This window comes from Flavobacterium kochi, assembly GCF_048286715.1.
Classification (GTDB): domain Bacteria; phylum Bacteroidota; class Bacteroidia; order Flavobacteriales; family Flavobacteriaceae; genus Flavobacterium.
This window is the reverse complement of record NZ_JBLVPW010000002.1, coordinates 136,269-155,017: the sequence shown is the minus strand read 5'-3', so window position 1 is coordinate 155,017 and position 18,749 is coordinate 136,269. Positions and strand designations below refer to the sequence as shown.

The following is an 18,749-nucleotide window of genomic DNA, read 5'->3' as shown; positions in this document are numbered from 1 at the left end:
ATTTACAAGTTACGCTTAAACTATCCATAACAAAAACTAATTAACAGAGCATGAATATTGATGTCAAACTAAGGAATCTTCGTGTCAAATTGAGACAAAATTCTAAAAAAATAATGGATGATGTGATACAAAGGCATGTCCCGAAAATTAGTTCGAAAGATAAATCGAAAATAGAAATTTGTGTATTTTGTGCTAATCAAACTAATTTGACAAAAGAACACGTATTACCAAGATGGACATTTGAAAATTGCACTAAAAAATTCTTTGTTACGGATATAAATGGCAGCGAACAAACATATAACAAAACTACAATTCCAGTTTGTGCCGACTGCAATAATAATTTACGAGGAAATATCGAAAAATACATAATTTCATTATTGGATAATACTGATTTATCAATAACAATCTATAGCCAGGAACAAATTCAAAACATAATTCGCTGGTTGGAAATAATAGAATATAAATTTCAATTGTTAGAAATTCGCAGAAAATTTATAAAATCAAAGTCTTCAGAATATATCCGTTATTTAAGAGATATTCCTGTTTCTATAATGAGAGCAAATATAAATTATTCGCCACATAAAGCAGTTTCACAAATCAGACTTGCCCAGAAAAGAGTAACTACTAAATCAAAAGACAATAATGAAAACTCATTGGTTATTTTTAAAACGAAAAATGAAAGCTTCTATTTCTTTCATCACTTAAACGATTTTATTTTTCTGGAACTGCCCAAATTTGGAGTAGCATTTTTTTACTTTTATTCGCGAGAATTTGAAAATAATGAATTTGCTAAAGATGAGGCAATGAAAATTGTGAAATCAATGTACGAATCATAATGTACGAGGATTTATCGCTTTCCAAAAATGAGGCTGCTAAGATTGCCATTAACACAGTTTTCGATTTTTTGAAAACCAATGATATAAAAGTGATATTCGTTTGTCATGATTCAGAAAACTATAATATTTACTCAAATTTGTTAAAAGAAAAAGCCCCAAAATTTTGGGGCTTTGAATTATTTTAAGAAATTTTGGAAGTCTTCAAAGGCCTTTTCCTTTTCTAGCTCTTGATTTGGATCTAAAAGGACATTCATTATTTCTTCCTCTTTTTGATAATCCCAAAGAAAAATACCTAAATATCCTAGTCCCCAAAAATCAATATTACCTCCTTTTTCTTTAGAGTTAAACTCAATTTGATTTAAACTTCCAAAATCACCATCATCATAAGAGCAATATTTAATTTCAAACCCTTCGAGAGTAGGCCCTATATTGGCTTTAAACCACAATATATTTTTAGTTGAATCCATATTTTTTTATTTTACTTGTAATAATTAGGAGAAAGTTTTTTGAATCGTAGGCATAATTTGTCCTCCTTGTTTAGCAAGCTGACTTTGCATTGCTCTACCTGCATTTGGTCCAATTGTTTTAAACCACCCTTCAACTCCTCCTTGTAATAATTTATGGATATTGTTTGTATGCCAGACTAACATATCTCAGGATCAAAATACCACATAATTTATATTTTTTTTAAACTATACTTTGGTTTAACTATTATATTCAAAATTAAAAGGGATGAACATTTTGCTCATCCCTTAAAACTACATTAGACTAGTTATTTTCAATAAGTTAAAAATATCTGTTCATTAACTTTGAAGATAACCGCTATTTACTTTGATTTAATATCGAATCTATCTTTCTTCTATCCCATAAAAGTAAAGACATCTTTCCAATTTTGAATAGTCTATCTGGATTTACATTATGATTTAATGCCCAACTTATCCATTTTTTAATTGTAAACTCCCAATAAATCCAACCAATAACTCCTCCAATAATTGCGCTAATTTTGCCATTTACTTCTAAATAAGCTGTTAAGCCAAACCAAACTAGCACTATTATTGCTACGGATGGTATATTAACCCATAAATAACCTTTAGTTATGAGTTCTTGAGTTGATATTTCCTTATTATTCACCATAAATTTAATTTTTAGTTTAGACTTAAGAAACTTATTAATCTTTAAATAATTCTAAGTCATCTTCAAGCCATACACAAGGAACACCATTATAATAATCTCTTATCCTGTCTTCAACGTGATTAGCCTCCCATACTGCCGCTCTTTCCAGACCTTTTACTTTTTCCTTCGTTGCTGGTGTACTTTCACCTGTATTTGGATTGTAAAATTCAAATCTATCTGGATGTAATGCATCTTGGATAAATTGCATCGGTTGACTTTTTAAATTTTGCCTAATATTCATTTTTCCGACTATCGGCCAATGTCCTTGTGTTATTACATCATTATAAACACCTATAATGAATAAAATAGGTTTGTCTTCTAATACTGAAAAATCGGTTAATCTCGTTTCACTTTTATAATCAAAAAAAACATACCCCCCTTTATCTAATATTTGGGCGTAAGTATAATATTGATTTTCAATATTGATTTCAAGTATTGAACCTTGTGTTATTTTTTGCTTTTTCATAATTATATTTTATTATTGCCCAAATTCCTTTTTTGCAGCATTCTCATATACTTTAGCATTTGGATTTTTAGGACTTACCCCATTTATAGCATTTCCTGAAGTACCCCCCTCTGATTTTGCACCACCGTTTTGCTTTATAAGTTGTTGTTCTCTTCCCCTAATTGCATCTTTATTGGTTGATGATTTATCAAGTTTGGCAGGACCAAATCCATCTTTGTTTTTATGATGTTTTGCATCTCTTGCTGCAACATTCTCCCTTGGAGTTTTATTCCCACTAGTTCTTCCAGAGTAGGTTTCTTTAGTTTCTTTATTAGTTTTAGTATAAGTTTGGTGAGTCTTTTCTCCTTTGGTTGTTTCAGTAGCCTTTTCAACCGCTTTAGCTTTAGCAGAATTTATTATCGTTCTTGCTCCACCAGCTAAAACTGCCCCTGATACTAGTGCCTTATTCGATTTCGAATCATTATAATTTCGAGAATCTGTCTTTGCATTACCTGATGGTGCGTTTGCAAATTCAGAATAAAGTAAAGCAGCAACAACATAGACACATATTGGACATCTACCATCTGGGTCATCAAATCGAATAGGGTCATTATAACCGTAAGAATATGGATTTAAATTGTCGGTATTAAATCTCCACCATTTCCTAAAGTAGTCTTCATGGCAAAATCTACTTCGTCATCATCATCTTTATCAATATCGTTCGGATCAAACTTAAAATCAAGATCATTCAATAATGGATCAATATTCACCCATCGACCAATAGCAGGATCATAATTTCTAAAGCCATAATCGTACAACCCAAGCCCCAGCTCGTCTTGCAGCTCTTTTCCGTTGTACTTATACTTATAAGGTTCTGCAAACCTTTTTTATATAAAACAGCCCCTTGCAAAAAATCTCAATAAAAAGAACGTCCAACTACATTTTTCAATAACACGAAAGTAAATGTAGTTTAATTATTTTCCTAATAATTTCTTACTTATAACCAATAAAAAAGCCCTCGAAAGAGAGCTTTGATTTTATGTTAATCATCATAATGAAATCTACACTGTATTATGACGCCCCTTTGGTCAACACCTTTAGTACCTGATACTTTATAAACTAATCTATGTTCGCCACTAATTCTTCTTGACCAAAAACTTTTCAAATCATGTCGTAAAGGTTCTGGTTTTCCAATTCCTTTGAATGGATTTTCCCTAATGGATTTTATTAATTCTTTAATTTTTATAACTGTATCTGAGTCGTTTTCAATCCAGTATTCAAACTCTTCCCAACCATTCTTTGTAAAGACTATATCCATTTTTAAGCTGGTTCTAATTCATCAAAATTGTAAGTGGTCAGTTTACCTTTCTCCATTTGTTCAATAGACTCAGTAAGTCTTTTTCTATTTGCTTTGGTTGAAAGTAAGTGTTGCGTTTCCATAATTGAATTGTATTCTTTAATTGAAATTATTACAACTGCGTCTTCTTCATCATTTCTTGGAACAATAATAGTTTCTGAAGATTCAGAAACTTCATCAAAATAGCCTTTAATGTTTTTTCGTAGTGTTGATATGGTTACTGCTTTCATAATACTTGGTCTAAGATGTACTTTTTAACGATGTACTTTTTAACGATGTACTTTTTGTTGTACGCCCAAAGGTACAAAAAAGTTTCTTAAAATTGAAATAAAATATCCATACACTTTAAATACTCGAAAAATGCTGATTAATCAATTCGCTTTGTTCCAAAGTATTAGTTAAAGAAATAAAAATTGAAATTCATATCAGATTCTTATTATCGCTATTACTCTTTCTTTTTTTACGCATTTCTTCTAAAACATTTATAGGAATCCACTTTTTTTCTTTTTTAGAATATTCCACAAATAATGGATGCTCATATTTTGGATTTACTTCCTGAGTTTTTAGAAAATCTAAGATTTTATCCAAAGATTCACCAATGATTTCATCACTTAGATTTCCTTTTAACTCAAAATCAAATCCAGTATTTTTATCAAGTTTAACTTTTACTCCAAAAGTAATTTCCTTTTCTTCCTGTGTTTTTGATGTGACTCTATAATATTTCTTTCCTAATATTTTACTTCTAACAAAAATTATTGTCTGTTTCATTACATCCCAACCAGCATTAGTACTAATTCCTTTAAGGAACTCAATTATCAAAGGCTGACTTATAGCAAGATATGTTACAAAACTAAAATCTTCGAGACAAGCGACAGTTTTTCTACTTGAATCAAATGTGCTTAACTCTAAATTAGCAGTTGATAATTGGTCCGAAATTTCTTTTAAATCAGCCTCATTTATCTCGCCTATATATTTCAAATGAACTACGTTATCATCTTTTTTTAAAGAATTTAATCTTTCGTTGATCAATTCTTCTTCTTTTTTAAAAATATCTTTTTCCATGAATCTGATTTTGTAACTTGTTCTTTATAGTTTTTAATTCTAGATGGTCTTTCATAATATTACAGTTAAATCATAAATTATCTATTTTTCATATGACAGTCTTTTAATGCTTTACCACTTTTACATGGACAAGGATCATTTAGTGAGTAATAGCTTTGTTTGACTACAAAATCAGGTTCACCATTAAAAATTCCAGACTCTCCTGATTCAGCTAATTTTAATATTTCATCTAATTCTTTTTTAGCCCTTTCTTTATCTTTTTCAGTCGGTTTTAATCTTCCTGATAATTTTAAGTTGAAAGTTTTATCCCAAATCTTAAAAGTTTCGGTGTCTTTGTCAGGGGGATATCTTGACCAATTATCAGGAGTGTTCAGTTTTTGGAATTTTGCTAAATCTTCCTTTAATGATAGAAGAGATATAATAGTAACTCCTTTTGGTTCAATAACATTATATAATGTCACAAGAAATTTGTCATTTGTACTGAATACTTTTGCAAAAGGTGCATAAAATAAATATTCTAAATCCAGTAAGTTTGTTTTTCTCTCTCCCAGAAGATTATTATTAATCCCAATATAATACATTGACACTATTGAATAGCAATAGAATGTATATTCTGCAAAAGTTTCTAAATCAGGAAAAGATTCACTATTCCATCTATGAAATATTGCTTCTGTTGTTTTAGAATCAATTTTAAAGTATTCTAACATTTTCAATAACGCCTCTTCGGGTTCAAGCTCAACATTCATTCTCTCGAGAAAACGTGCTTTTAGTGCTTTTAGCTCTTTTAATTCTTCTTCATCTGAAAGTTTTTTATTTCTTTCTTTACTATCTCCCATGTGTCTCTTAATATCTGCCAAGTGTTCAAAACATTTTTTAAAATCATCTATGACATTATCATCCTTAGATTCACTCCTCCATAAATCTGAAATAATTTCATCCAGATTATCAAATTTGCCCTCTTTCCATCGTTTTACAGATTTTTCCTCTTCTGTTTCCTTAAATTTCAGTCCATTTTTTCCTTGAGAACTTATTGACCTATCAGCAATTAAAAAAGGTCTGTTATCGGCACCAATAAATTCTCCTAACAGTGATTTCTCAATAACTATTCCATGTCTCATGTTGACATATGCATTATATGGAAACATTTTTTTAGACAAATTAATAACCATATCCTTAGGCGTAATCTTTCCTTTTTTTTCTTCTTTTGATAAGTCACCTAAAATCTCATTCACCAAAAGAGGTGCTATGGTTACATCATAGTATCTATGCAATTCAATTATATTCCCGTAATTTAATCCTTGAAAAGTTGATTTATCTAATAGTATAGGTAATGACATATTTCTTTAATATTGGTTAATCATCAAATATAAGAATATCAAATTGGAAAATACCGATTAATCAATTCCCGTTGTTCCAAAGTATTCACTTTAATATACTTCTCGGTAGTCCCTGGCCATTTATGTCCAGCCAGTTCCTGCGCACGTTCCAAAGGAATCTTTTTTTCATTCAGCCAATTGCAGATTACACTCATGCGGATAGTCTGCGGATTGAGTTTCCTGTCGGGAAACAATCCCCTTAAAGGCTCAATCATGGCATGAATACTGTCCACAGTGATGGGCTTGCCTAGTTTGGTTACAATGAACTTATCCGTACTACCTTGCAGTAAGGCAGGACGGGTTTCATTGATATAATTTGAAAACAAAATCATTTGTTTAGACACCAATTCCAAGGTTCTTTTATTTAAATTCTTAGAACCTTTAACATGGATTGTCCCATTATCCAAATCAATATCCTTTACGGTTAGCCTGATAATTTCATCACTGGCAAGCCCTTGATAAATCAAAAGTGACAATAAAACGTTATTTCTGATATCCAAATGCTTGTAACGGTTCTCCCGTTCCATTAGCAGTTGCAGTTCCATACTGTTAAACAAATCCTGCACCTGAATCGCCTGATTGCTTTTTATTTTAATGTTCAACCTTTTGCATGGATGGTCGGTTCTGTAACCGCACATCACCAGATAATCGTAGTATTTTTTTATTGCTGATAAGATGACAACCCTATACTGACCGTTCGACTGCTTTAGGCTGATTTCATCCATATACATGACAATATTCTCGTATTTGTATCGCTTGGCTTTGGGATTTAACTTTAAAAAGTGGTTAATCGCAAACAAATAGCTTGATACAGTCTGTTTGCTATAATTTTGGAGCAGGAACTGCTCTAGTGTCTGTTTTGTCATGAGCCAATTACTTAAAAAGTTACTATCGGTTTTCGTTTCTTATTTTTGATGGCATAGATATACGTTGTATTAATATCGGAATGCCCTAAAAAACTGCGTATAAAGTCAATTCCCGCATTGTTTTCAGCCAAATGGTATGCAATACTGTGGCGCAGGCAATGCAATGTAATATCCTTCTGAATGAGTTCGAATTTTTGGGTTTGCTCAATCATCTTTTTCAGGGTGTCATTAAGGTTTTCTCCTGTACTGCGTTTGCCTTTGCTATTGATGAAAAAGGCTTCTTCCAATTGACTTTTGCCAATCAGTTTTTGACTTCTTTCTTCCCGTATATACTTTTTCAGGTATCCAATTACCGAATCGCTCATGGGAACTTCCCGCCTTTTGTTTCCTTTTCCTTTTCTCACTACAATCATTCCCGTATTGAGTTGTACGTCCCGTACATCCAATGCGCTGATTTCCGACCGTCTCAGTCCGCATCCATAGGCTACCGACAGCAAAGCCTTTTCCAATTCATTTTCCGTATGTTGATAAACAATTTTGATTTCTTCCACGCTCAGGATATTCCTTTCTTTTTGAATACCCCCTCCATAGGTTGGGATATAATAACCGTTTTCAATTTCCTTGTTTTCCATCAGGTGCAACACAAACAGTCCCTGCACAAAAAGATGGAATTTGATACTTTTCTGCGACAGTGTGCCTTCGCCTCTTTGCTTGGGTCTTGCAATTAAATACTCAAAATACTTTATGGATTCCTTTGTGGTCACCTCCCTGATTTTATTGATTCCCGACTCTTCCAGCCAAACTAAAAATTCCGTTAGAGTATTTTGGTACATTTTGCTTTTTCCCGTTTTGTAGTTCCTCACCTTTATGAAACGGTCAAAGCTATTGGCGAGTTGCACAAAAGCGGGGGTTTGTATGGTCTTTTTCATTGTTTTTAGTCTTCTTAAATGGTGGCGATTTAAAGTCTTCGCTTGCGCACTCCGCGGAACACGGAACACCAGTATCGTATGCCCATTAATTACTGAGGGTCTGGCGTTCCGATGGTGTTCCGTGGCGTTCCATTTTTACATTTTTTAATCTTAAAACTGTTCCAGTTGTTTGTACAACTCTTGCTTTATCCTACTCTTTAGTTTTTCCATATTATCCCAATAACCAATTACATATTTAAATCCCCTGTTTACAGAACCTTCAACCGTCTGAACGTATTCCAGTTCCTGTAAAAGTTGCATGTACCTGAAAGCCGATGTCTTGCTGATATTGAGTTTTTGGCGGAGTTCCCTGATGGTAAAGCGGTGTGTTGTGCCACTATTTTGGCTCTTTACATAGCCTTTAAGGTTTTCAAAGAACTGTCTTGTACTTTTATCAAGCTCGTCTACTTTGATGATAATCGAGCTAAAGAAAATATCAACGGCAGACTTCACGTCTTCTTTAGTGGCAATCAGTCTGCCTTTCGTATCTGTTTTTCGCTGGTACTGGTGCAGGATGGCAATCTGTGAAACAAAATTTTGAAACTGATTGTTGAGCCTTCTAAGCATCTTGGCTTCGAGAGGCAGCATGAGTTTATCAGCAAACGGATTGATTACTTCGTAGGATTTCAATACCCGCATGGCGTTTCGTAATAACTGCGTTGCCTGCTCTTGGTTTTCGTTGCTACTTTTTCCAGCGATTTTCCTGTTCTGAATTTCTATAATTCGCAGGGTTTGTGCCTGACTTTCATCCACCCCCAAGATTACCGAACGGCTCATATTGTCGTAATACACCTCAGCTTTTGTGGTAGTTGTTAGACTTGCGAAATGCGCCTGTACCTGTTTCATCCTGCCTCGGTTATTACCAAAGATATCTTTCACCACAGTGGAGGAGGTCAGAAACTTGGCAGACTGCATTTCCCTGAAAGCATATTGTGCTTCTTCGTCCAATCCGTCAAAATCCTGTATCACAATTAGTTTATTAATGAGTTCATTATCCCTGTAATGGTATAAGGATTTACTAGTAATGCGGGTCATGTTCATCACATCTTCTTGTGGCATGCACTGGGCTATTCCATTAATCAAATGGCTTTTTCCTTCACCGCTTGAACCCTGTACCAGTCCATGCATCAGGTACGGCATTTTATAACTCGAAGCGAGTACAAAAAGTAGCATCCTGTTTTCTTCTTCCCCTACAATCCCGTTTTCTTCCAATAGTGCATTGATGCTTTCTAAGAGATTGGGCTTAGACAGAAAAGCAATCGCTTTTTCATGTGCCTGTGGTGTAAGTTCCTTTTCGGAATACTTATCCGTTACGGGGTTAATTTCAGCCTCAAAAAGCAAATCGCGATGCTGTTCCAACAAGTCCGTGAGCTGCACTAAATCGGCTTCCAATTCCTGATAATCAAAACCCTGTTTTTCCGAGAGTTCCGTGCACTGGTTCTGCACGTTTGAAAAATCAAACAGGTCTACTTTCAATCGGTGCTTCTTTTGAGTCTCGGTCTCCACAATTTGGAGTGATACCCTGAGGTTACCCAAGTCCATAGGCAGATTGCCCACCACATAAAATGTTCCAGTTGTTCCTTTGTAACTGATTTTATAATCATTGTGTACTTGCAAGGTGACACCTGATTTTTCAGTTGTTGCATTTTTAAAAAGTTTCAGTATTCCGTCCGTTCCATAATTGACCCACATGTCGTTTAGACTGTGTCCCTCTGGCAATTCAACAATTGACAGGGGCACTTCAGGTCGCAGCTGCTGCATTTGTAATCTGATCTTCTCCATAGTCTTACCGCTTTATGATTATTATTGCTTCTAATTCATGTAATGCTTTGATGGCTTCGATATGTTGTGGCAATAGTATCCCTTGGTGCAATGCCATAACCGCTTCCCGCCCGTCGAGTACCTTACTTTGTAACAAGCTGGCACAGTCAATTATGGTGGAAACGATATACAATCGTCTGGTCAGCGGATGCGGGTAGGCAGGATAAATGCCTGTATCATTGAGGTATTCTTCTTTGGGCGAATCCAAATCAAATCGCAAGGCAAAAAAATTGACAATGGAATTGTCTTTGCCGAGCAACGGAAAAATAAGCCCATAACGTCCGAAGACGGTATAGGCTGTCATAGTATCATCCCGAACAGGTGCATCACTTTTGGTAAGCAATCCCAGTTTTACAAACTGGTCTTTTAACTGCTGTTCTTTACGGTGGTGGAACTGTCCCGAGTTAAAGCCTATCCTGAGTTCTGAATAATCCAATCCAATATGCTTTAGGTACTCATTTGGCTTTACAGCCTTGGCACTTCGGATACCTGTTTCAAAAGACCGAAATAAGGTTTCTAAACTTTCCATAATTATTTTCTCAATTACTATTTTTAAACTTTTATATAATTTTAAGAATGACTATAGACCCTTGGAGTTTAGCCAGTAAAGAAATAAAAACAGGAGCAAAATACTGTTATGCTGACCTTTTGGGGCATTCAAAGGCATTGCTTGACAACATCCTATAAAGTATTTTGAAAAACTTTTTTGCTGAATATTGTTTCTTTGATAGTATAAATAAACAAGCATTTGGATATCTCTGCTTTACATCTGCATTCCTGTATATATACTTATTTGCTTTCCTGACTGTGTTATGACATACCTACAATTTTACATACCTGCGTTCCAGCGTACATACTTTCCTTTATACTCTCGTACATGCCTGCTTTTATACATTATTCTTGCATTTTCGCACGCAGATAACAGATATAATCCTGAAATAAAAAGAACTTAATATCGTAGTGGTTAGTTTTTAACGATAGTTTTAATATTACATTTAACAGCAATGCTTTTATAATTCAGCTTTTTACGCTGTGTATGGATTTTTTTCAAATGGTTTTATCATCAACAGAACTCTACAAATCTGACAGAAAATAAAACAGCCTAAAGCTGTTTTTCCCTGTTAACTTTAATCCGCCTGAAAAGGCGGATTCTTGTGTTCACCAGAACACGGCAAGTTGTGTTTTGAGGCACTCGAAACTCGATTAGTGCCTCAAAACAACTTGCCCTGCTGGGAGCTGAAAATACCTTCCGAAGTCAGGTCTTTTTTGCAGAAGTTAAAAATTGATTTTCTAACAAATTGCAGCATTTAGTTATGTTTATTTTACAAAGATAGAATCTAAAATACTGAATATCATAAGCAAAATTTAGCCATGATAAAGGGTTTCGTTCTCAGCTTTTACAAAGATAATATGCTTTTTTATGATATTGATGGTCATAATATGTCCATGAAAGCATGAGCTAAATGTAATTTATATGCTTTATTTTTCAGAAGTATCTTTGAAGTTTTCTTTCTGATTTTCAGTCTTCTCATTTATCACTTGGTCATGATCTACAGGAAATAATGTGCTTATTTCATTTAGCAGTTCGAATTCATCAATTGGGAATAACTGCAAGGCAATTCCCAGAATAAGCCCAACATCAATTGACCGATTTTCTATTGTAACGGGAACTTCAGCTCCATCATGATCCAGAGCCACAATACATAATTTCATCAGGTTTCTTATGACTGAGGCAAGTTCGTAATAATCATATACTTTTATTTCAGCACAGTGAATCCTATTTTTATTGTCAACAGGTCTCAAAGTATTGAGACAATTGGAAGTTAATTTTTTAATAGTTTCTAGCTTTTCAATTTCAACTGTTTCCATGATCTTTATTTTTAAATCGATTAATTCATTTATCAATCTTGCTCAAAACTCAATAGCAATCCGTCCTCAATAACCAAATTGTGTAATTCATACATCAGTTTCTCAACAATAACATTCATCTGATCAACCTCTTCTTTGTTGAGTTTTGACAACTTGTGATTAAGGGTCATATGTCTATCTAAATAAGGAAAGAAATCAGTCCAGAACTGCTCTATTAGATAATTATACTTTCGTATGTCGGCATCTGCATAGATACATAATTGCCATAATGTTTGATTAGACAGATAATTAGGGAGGTAATAGGTTTTTACAAAAATGTATGTCCTGCAAAAGGACATAAAAAATAATGTAAAAAGGGAATCTAAACCTTGGTAGTTTTCTTTAGTATTATTGACTATTGCAAAAAATTGGAAGGCAATATCCTTGGTTGGCTTATAATAAAAATGTAGATCAGCGTGATAAGGATTGTGAGGAATCTCCCAATGAAATTCTGGATGGTAATTGCTGGATGAATGTATCAGGTATTTGCCTTGTATAATGCTAGTAAAGAAACTTTGATGTTGATACAGGTTAGTTTGTATCCAGCTACGGCTGTGGCTCAACAAAACAAAATCATATTTTCCGCCTATTTTGCTTTTTAAGGATTGGTTTATTAATCTTAATTTTTCATTACCCGCACCCGTAGCTATAAGCAAGAGATAATAGGTCGTTTTCTCACCGTAGGTAATTTGATGATATAAGTAGATCTGTTCGACTTCAACCGAGTTTAATATGGTTTCTATTTCAATCTCTAGAATTATATCTTTCGGCTTGTCGTTAGCTTGACATACTACTTCGTGCCTTTCAAATGATCCTTTTTTTATCAGCTTTTTTAATTCGTCAAGCCGTTCTTCGATAAGACGATAGAGACTTTGTTCGGCAATTCCAACTGCTTCATACATTTCATTTCTATAGATTGCATCATCATCGGCGGTTGCTTCTTTTGCTTTTGCGAATAAATCAGTGAGATAATATTTGTTGTGGCTGTTTCTCACAAAGTATTTTTGAATATCAGGAATGTATTCTATAAGATTATTGATCTTATCATCTAAACTCAGCAAAGCTGATTTATTTCCTGAATACAGTTCTTCTAAATATTCAAGATCATATTCAATCAATCTTGCATAAGATGTAAAAACACTGTTTGAACAACCTTCTGAAATCAGATTTTGGACTTGTGACTTATGAAGATCATGATCGTGATAAAAATGGTCTTGAAACACATTAAACCTCTTCTTGAATTTCTTCCAGTCCCGTGTAACGACAAGCGAATCTTCCGATTCTTTATTTTGGTAAATAAGAGCCGAAGGCTGGCAGTAAAATTCAATAAAGGGATGTCCTAAAGAAAATAGATGATGAAGTCTTGTAGAATAGATAAAATAGACATCGATCTGATAGAGATTTCTAACTTTCTTTACCCATTTGTTCTGTTGTAGCTCTTGTGCATCCATATTTTTTTCGATATGGATAAGAAGATATGAATACACGGAAGAGGGCTGTTTGGTAAAAAACATCTGAATGATATTATGCTGATTGACCAATTGTCTGAGGATATTTTCTAAAAACTCGTTTTCGAGTTTTGGAAATAAAAGTTTTTCTGAAGTTTTCATAATGTCGTGTTTTTGAAGATTAGATAAAGGATATTTTATTCTGCTGAAGGTTCAACCTGTTCATTTTTCTTGATTCTCTCAACGCCTCTTTCTCTCATCAGTTCCCCTGCATCGAGCATTTTGATTAAATGAATATAAGGTGTCGTAAGGTCGGAGTCAGGATCTACATAATATGGAGACAATGAAAGCTCTGTGATTTCACATAAGAAAAATTCAAACTGTTGAAGTGTTCTCTCTTCAAATGCACTTTGAAGCACCAAAAAAGGATTGTCGTATTCTTCCTTGGTCAGGGAAGAAAGATGAAATACCGTTTCGGAGCGGGAAGACTCTTTCACTTTCCATTTCTTGTCTTTCCCCTTCAGGTAATAACAGACTTTGAGAAAAGAGCATATAGCAGTATAAAAGACAAAAGCATTCCAGGGAGCATCCTGCTTGTAGACTTTTCCCTTATAGCAGTGAAGTACTGCTTCACTTAAATTCTGTTTATAATAATCAAGATGTGCAAAGTCAAAAATGGCGTCAAATGCCTCAAATGGATTTCCTGCCACAAACCCTGCCCAAAATCTTGTTTCGAAGGATATTTTATTCTTTTTCATAGTGGGAAGATTTTAAATTCACAAGCGAAGTTCCATTCTTTAAAAAGGATAATCTATTCGAAAAGCGGATATAATATCTGATAAAAAGGATATTTTACAGGATATTTTTTTATCTTTGAAACTCAGAATTTTTAATCCAAATGGCTTTATCTTTGAGCCTTCAGAAAATTGATACTCATTATGGAACAGAAAATACATCAGGGAAGAAACGTAAAACGCTTCAGAGAAATGCTTAACATAAAGCAAGAGGCATTAGCTTATGATCTGGGAAATGACTGGAATCAAAAGAAAATTTCGATGCTGGCGCAAAAAGATGTAATTGAAGACAGTCTGCTAAAGCAAATCTCAGGAGTATTAAAAATTCCCGTGGAAGCTTTTCAAAACTTTGATGAGGAACAGGCGGTGAATGTAATTGCAAATACTTTTGGTAATAATGGTATTGGATATCAGAGAAATGATAATCCTACTTTTAATCCTATAGAACAAGTGCTAAAGATGCACGAGGAAAAAATTGCATTATACGAGCGTATGTTGAAAGAAAAAGATGAAATGATGGCAAAGCTTGAAAAATTAATCAATAAATAATTTCGGAATAATTCTTATTCATATTTGGAAAAACTAAACTCGAAAGAAACATTTATAAAAGATATATTAATTCAACAAAGAGACTTTCGAGTCTCTTTGTTGTTTAGGAACATTCTTTGCTCTACTAAATTACCAAAAACTATCACATGAATAAAACTATAAAGCTCCGAGTGAAAAAGGAAATTGACAGAAATAATGAGCTTAAAGTATTGAAACTAAAAGGTTCTTTAATTACCAAAGGCTACACTGAAATTATTCACATTGCAGATGAAAATGAAGACTTTTATCTCAACTCATTTTCGACTTCTGTTGACCATAAAAAAGAAGCTGAGGATTTTATACTAGATTATATTTCAGATAATAATCTTACAGACACTATTACTCTAATTAGCACAAAGAATTAAACAGTTTTTGATTACTCTAATTTCCCCAAGATATCCACAAAAATCTTCCTGAAAATAGTCAGAATTTTGTGGATTTTAAAAGTATATTATTTGAAAAAGTACGCTTCTTTTTTCTATTATTTTTTTATTTGATTTTGTGAAGCGTACACTTTCAAAAGACATTAATAAATGATTTTTCAAGCTTTTTAAAAGGTTAAAATAACTCCACCCAAAGGAGAAAAAATCAGCCAAGGTATTGGACAGTTAGGCAACTACGTGCGCATAATGACAAGTCTCGTTCCTCGTCCTGTCACCCTTCGGGACTTATAGCACTCCGTTTGCTTAACTGTCCAATTTCAAATCTGCTTTCTTTTTTTCCTTTTTCTTTTGGAAAGTAATTTATATAAACAAAAAACAGTATCTCCGCTAATCAACCGAACTGGTATCATGGCTAAAATATAACCATGATAATCTATTGTCCAATATTCTAATTAACTTAGTACTTAACTTTTAAAAATCTCAAAGATTGCCACGTTCCTGCAATCGGCCAGATGTCCGTTTGTTTAACAAACGAATCTGGCTGCCCTTTCCTCGGAACTCGGGGCAGAGACATTAGAAGGTCAAAAAGATTAAGGAATTAAATTATAACTTTAATAAAAAACTGATTGCAAAAATGTTATTATGAATAAAACACACGTTAAAAGTGTATATATTTACAGGTAAACTCAATTATAAACATGCTAAATGCAAGAAATAAAAAAAGAATTAGTCAAACTTTTCGAAGGTGCAAAAGTAAAAAATGAATTCGAGTTTGTTCAAGTATTAATGAACTACAAAGGTATGGGGAGTTTAAGGTCAATGTCAAATTTATATGAATGGTTTGACGCTTTAGACTTTTATAATTCATTATACGAAAAACAAACAGGAAATGAAAAGTATAGAATTGGATGCTTAATATATTCCACTTTTTTTGAAAGCAGTGATTTTTATAACATTATTGGGAGTCTATGTCGAATTCAAATGGGATTTAGAAGTTCATCATATTTATTTTTCAAAACCAAAAAATATGAGAGATTACTTGGTACAGGTGAAAAAATTGGGATGATTTCAGAACTTTTAGAGGATTCAGAGAATCACGAAATACTAAGATTTTTCAACGAAAACCATTTCAAAGAAATTAGAAACACCTTTTTTCATTCGGCTTATACTATAATTGATGGCGATTACCAACTTTTTGACTCTGAACCAATAGTAATTGATGGAATTGGGATAAGGTATTTTAATATCAATGAATTTCTTTTACCGAAAATTTCAAATGTTTTAGAGTTTTTCTACCAATTAAAAGAATGCTTTTTTAGCCATTTTGCAAGTTATGCGGAAAACAAAGTAGTTAATGGAAATTTCCCTAATCCAGTAGTTGCAACAATTTTAGGTTCTCAAGAAGGTTTGAAAGGTTTCAAAATGGAGAAAACAGTACAGTTTAATGGAGAGTGGCACGATTCAGGCATTTTTTATGACGAAAATATGAAGATGTGGACAGGAATGAATATTGTTTTTGATTTTCCTCAAAAAGAAACAGTAGAAATAGATGAAACATTACAACGATATGAAAGTAAAGCTGATATAAAAAATCAAAATGAATTTTGGAATTTAACGGAAAAAATTATTGAACGAAATAATAAAAACGAACTATTAAGAATTCTAAATTTATTAGCAAAATATGGAGATGTTCGCTATAAAAACTTTTACAATGAAGAAAATAGCTATAAAAAAGAAGGTTTAAAAAAGTATATCAAACCTTTCTATGAAAAGGCTTTCGAAATAAAACTTCCAGTTGATTTTACAAGTCTTAAAGACAGAATGAAAGAAATTGAAAAATAAATACACATAAAAATCATTGAAATAATTTACTGCCAATAGCCTTACAATTTATCTTAAAAAGAAAACAAACATTGGAAAAGAAAAAGTCATACAAAAGTATTTCAGGACATTCTCTTGAGGATTTAAAGCATTATCATAATGAAGCTACTAATTTCTTTGGAGCTGAATTAATGATGCTAAAAGATGTAATCCCTAAAATCACAGACGAAAGACAATCAAAAGTAGCGGTACTACTAATAAGTTGTACTCAAACTGGCGCAGCACTTCTCCAGTTAGCAAATCAAACTGATAGTTTTACGACCGAATCAATAATGCTTTCTCGAGCATTCATGGAGAAAATAACAAACTTTTGTTATGCAAGTATTTGTGAAGAAAAGGAATATCGTGCATTTATCTTGCATCCAATTTATAAGCAATACCATTATCTTGGTTCTGTTAAAAGAGATGATGACGTAGGTTATGAACGTATAGGGGAAGCTGCTAAAATGAGAAAAGAAAAGCAAGAGAAATTTAAAGAAAATGCAATTGTTCAAGAAGCACTTGATATGTTCTCAGACAAGAATCCCAAGTTAAATTGGACAAAGAAAACATTACATCAACGTATTGAAGTCCTTGAAAAATGGGGTAAATTTCTTGATGTATTTTTCCGACTTAGCAAAATCGAATATTATTCTGATGCTTCAGAAGCTCTTCATGGTTCATTATATGGCTGTTGTTATGGAATTGGTCTATTTGACCCTGATTTTGACCAAAACAGGAAAGATGAATTGGATAAGAAACTCTATAAAGATAGTGCTTGCAATTTATTGCACCTTGGGATGCTAATTCATGAAGTTTTCACACTCATATCATATTCTGCCGATATTAAAGAAATCTGGGACCATTCATACAATAACAGAGGAATGGCACTGAATTTAAAGTTCCACGTATTGGAAAAAGAAATTCCAATCTCCAAAAATAAAAAAACCTAACACCAGATTATTCATCCAGTAGTTAGGTTTTATTTGATTCAATAAAGATGCGTTTTATTGGTCATTTCAGAATCATTGAACATTTTTAATTATTCAGTTTGAAAACATTCACAAAACAATTCAACATTATCAAAATCAATTTCTTTTAGACTTGGAATTATTTTTTGTATTTGCGAGTATTGTTCATTATTAATCTCATATACCATATAAACATTTGGGTCTTCATTTGTATCTACATTTAATATACTGACCAGTTCATCAATTGACAAATCAATTTCAAAACTTTCTATATGCTTATCGCCATCTTTTTGATAAATGGCTATTTCTCTAGTTACTAACACAAGTAATTTTTTAAACTTGAACATTAATAATTACCAGTATGCTAATACTGTAGAAATATGTATACAGATATGCAAATAGTAATAATTGTGATAATATACCCGACCCAAACGTTTCTATTTTCATATTCAGGTACAAATTGGTCAGTTAATTTTCCGCTAAATCCTTTTAAAATCCAGAAGAGGAATCCACCAATCCAAAGTGATGTGAGTTTTGCTGCGAATGGTTCTTTTGCCATTAATATATTTTATTAAAAAACCTAACACCTGATTGTTCATCCAGTATTAGGTTTTTATTTCGATTCACTATTACAAAAAAATTATTATTTTGAGTTTACTTCCTAATAATCTGATAATAGTTTACAATTAACACCGATTTTTTCTGCTTCTTCCAGAAACTCTTTTGCTAAATTTTCATCATCAATCTCTAGAATTACTTTTACGTCATCTAAAAGAGAATCTACATTAGATTTAGATTGTTTTAAAGATATTCCTAATTTATCCATTTGTAATTTTGTAAGGGATATTTTTTCTAATCCTTCACGCCAGCTTTCTAGCATTATTTTTGCCATA

General features: G+C 32.9%; 23 protein-coding genes. 5 read left to right on the top strand and 18 right to left on the bottom strand.

Annotated elements, in window-relative coordinates; genetic code table 11:
- Positions 1 to 50 precede the first annotated feature (50 nt).
- Positions 51 to 836, top strand: a complete 786-nt coding sequence (locus tag ACNQGH_RS03085; RefSeq protein ID WP_417954519.1) for a hypothetical protein — start codon at positions 51 to 53, stop codon at positions 834 to 836.
- 176 nt (positions 837 to 1,012) lie between these two features.
- On the opposite strand, the gene ACNQGH_RS03080 is transcribed toward ACNQGH_RS03085, so the two are convergent.
- The 16 genes from ACNQGH_RS03080 to ACNQGH_RS03005 all read right to left on the bottom strand — a co-directional run bounded on the left by ACNQGH_RS03080 (position 1,013) and on the right by ACNQGH_RS03005 (position 14,018).
- Positions 1,013 to 1,303 (bottom strand): hypothetical protein, encoded by a 291-nt coding sequence (locus tag ACNQGH_RS03080; RefSeq protein WP_417954518.1) that lies wholly within the window; start codon positions 1,301 to 1,303, stop codon positions 1,013 to 1,015.
- A gap of 24 nt (positions 1,304 to 1,327) precedes the next feature.
- On the bottom strand, positions 1,328 to 1,486 hold the full coding sequence (locus tag ACNQGH_RS03075; RefSeq protein ID WP_417954517.1) for a hypothetical protein: 159 nt from the start codon (positions 1,484 to 1,486) through the stop codon (positions 1,328 to 1,330).
- 172 nt (positions 1,487 to 1,658) lie between these two features.
- Positions 1,659 to 1,970, bottom strand: coding sequence for a hypothetical protein (locus ACNQGH_RS03070; protein ID WP_417954516.1), 312 nt, complete (start codon positions 1,968 to 1,970; stop codon positions 1,659 to 1,661).
- A 34-nt stretch (positions 1,971 to 2,004) separates the two neighbouring features.
- The gene (locus tag ACNQGH_RS03065; RefSeq protein WP_416837757.1) at positions 2,005 to 2,475 is read right to left on the bottom strand and encodes an Imm26 family immunity protein; all 471 of its coding nucleotides are present in this window, start codon (positions 2,473 to 2,475) and stop codon (positions 2,005 to 2,007) included.
- Positions 2,476 to 3,086: 611 nt separating this feature from the next.
- Complete coding sequence (locus ACNQGH_RS03060) at positions 3,087 to 3,272, bottom strand: RHS repeat-associated core domain-containing protein (protein ID WP_417954515.1); 186 nt, start codon at positions 3,270 to 3,272, stop codon at positions 3,087 to 3,089.
- 224 nt (positions 3,273 to 3,496) lie between these two features.
- Positions 3,497 to 3,772: a Txe/YoeB family addiction module toxin gene (locus tag ACNQGH_RS03055; protein WP_417954514.1), complete on the bottom strand. Its 276-nt coding sequence runs from the start codon at positions 3,770 to 3,772 to the stop codon at positions 3,497 to 3,499.
- A gap of 2 nt (positions 3,773 to 3,774) precedes the next feature.
- Complete coding sequence (locus ACNQGH_RS03050) at positions 3,775 to 4,041, bottom strand: type II toxin-antitoxin system Phd/YefM family antitoxin (protein WP_417954513.1); 267 nt, start codon at positions 4,039 to 4,041, stop codon at positions 3,775 to 3,777.
- 190 nt (positions 4,042 to 4,231) lie between these two features.
- Complete coding sequence (locus ACNQGH_RS03045; protein WP_417954512.1) at positions 4,232 to 4,873, bottom strand: hypothetical protein; 642 nt, start codon at positions 4,871 to 4,873, stop codon at positions 4,232 to 4,234.
- 77 nt (positions 4,874 to 4,950) lie between these two features.
- Positions 4,951 to 6,210: an SEC-C domain-containing protein gene (locus ACNQGH_RS03040; protein WP_417954511.1), complete on the bottom strand. Its 1,260-nt coding sequence runs from the start codon at positions 6,208 to 6,210 to the stop codon at positions 4,951 to 4,953.
- A gap of 38 nt (positions 6,211 to 6,248) precedes the next feature.
- Positions 6,249 to 7,115: a tyrosine-type recombinase/integrase gene (locus tag ACNQGH_RS03035; protein ID WP_417954510.1), complete on the bottom strand. Its 867-nt coding sequence runs from the start codon at positions 7,113 to 7,115 to the stop codon at positions 6,249 to 6,251.
- An 11-nt stretch (positions 7,116 to 7,126) separates the two neighbouring features.
- Positions 7,127 to 8,044 (bottom strand): tyrosine-type recombinase/integrase, encoded by a 918-nt coding sequence (locus ACNQGH_RS03030; protein ID WP_417954509.1) that lies wholly within the window; start codon positions 8,042 to 8,044, stop codon positions 7,127 to 7,129.
- 150 nt (positions 8,045 to 8,194) lie between these two features.
- The gene (locus ACNQGH_RS03025) at positions 8,195 to 9,865 is read right to left on the bottom strand and encodes a hypothetical protein (protein ID WP_417954508.1); all 1,671 of its coding nucleotides are present in this window, start codon (positions 9,863 to 9,865) and stop codon (positions 8,195 to 8,197) included.
- 4 nt (positions 9,866 to 9,869) lie between these two features.
- The gene (locus ACNQGH_RS03020; protein WP_417954507.1) at positions 9,870 to 10,433 is read right to left on the bottom strand and encodes a hypothetical protein; all 564 of its coding nucleotides are present in this window, start codon (positions 10,431 to 10,433) and stop codon (positions 9,870 to 9,872) included.
- A gap of 950 nt (positions 10,434 to 11,383) precedes the next feature.
- Complete coding sequence (locus tag ACNQGH_RS03015; protein ID WP_417954506.1) at positions 11,384 to 11,773, bottom strand: hypothetical protein; 390 nt, start codon at positions 11,771 to 11,773, stop codon at positions 11,384 to 11,386.
- Positions 11,774 to 11,805: 32 nt separating this feature from the next.
- Positions 11,806 to 13,422: a hypothetical protein gene (locus ACNQGH_RS03010; RefSeq protein ID WP_417954505.1), complete on the bottom strand. Its 1,617-nt coding sequence runs from the start codon at positions 13,420 to 13,422 to the stop codon at positions 11,806 to 11,808.
- Between the two features lie 35 nt (positions 13,423 to 13,457).
- Positions 13,458 to 14,018 (bottom strand): hypothetical protein, encoded by a 561-nt coding sequence (locus tag ACNQGH_RS03005; RefSeq protein WP_417954504.1) that lies wholly within the window; start codon positions 14,016 to 14,018, stop codon positions 13,458 to 13,460.
- Positions 14,019 to 14,198: 180 nt separating this feature from the next.
- On the opposite strand from ACNQGH_RS03005, the gene ACNQGH_RS03000 reads away from it, so the two are divergent.
- The 4 genes from ACNQGH_RS03000 (at position 14,199) to ACNQGH_RS02985 (ending at position 17,838) form a co-directional block, all read left to right on the top strand.
- The gene (locus ACNQGH_RS03000) at positions 14,199 to 14,603 is read left to right on the top strand and encodes an XRE family transcriptional regulator (RefSeq protein WP_417954503.1); all 405 of its coding nucleotides are present in this window, start codon (positions 14,199 to 14,201) and stop codon (positions 14,601 to 14,603) included.
- A gap of 146 nt (positions 14,604 to 14,749) precedes the next feature.
- Positions 14,750 to 15,007 (top strand): hypothetical protein, encoded by a 258-nt coding sequence (locus tag ACNQGH_RS02995; protein ID WP_417954502.1) that lies wholly within the window; start codon positions 14,750 to 14,752, stop codon positions 15,005 to 15,007.
- Positions 15,008 to 15,730: 723 nt separating this feature from the next.
- A complete protein-coding gene (locus ACNQGH_RS02990) occupies positions 15,731 to 16,867 on the top strand; it encodes a hypothetical protein (protein WP_417954501.1) in 1,137 nt (378 codons plus the stop codon).
- 71 nt (positions 16,868 to 16,938) lie between these two features.
- Positions 16,939 to 17,838 (top strand): hypothetical protein, encoded by a 900-nt coding sequence (locus ACNQGH_RS02985; protein ID WP_417954500.1) that lies wholly within the window; start codon positions 16,939 to 16,941, stop codon positions 17,836 to 17,838.
- Positions 17,839 to 17,927: 89 nt separating this feature from the next.
- Here ACNQGH_RS02985 and ACNQGH_RS02980 read toward each other — a convergent pair whose 3' ends face one another.
- Positions 17,928 to 18,179, bottom strand: a complete 252-nt coding sequence (locus ACNQGH_RS02980; protein ID WP_417954499.1) for a DUF7683 domain-containing protein — start codon at positions 18,177 to 18,179, stop codon at positions 17,928 to 17,930.
- A 338-nt stretch (positions 18,180 to 18,517) separates the two neighbouring features.
- Positions 18,518 to 18,748: a hypothetical protein gene (locus ACNQGH_RS02975; RefSeq protein WP_417954498.1), complete on the bottom strand. Its 231-nt coding sequence runs from the start codon at positions 18,746 to 18,748 to the stop codon at positions 18,518 to 18,520.
- Position 18,749 lies beyond the last annotated feature (1 nt).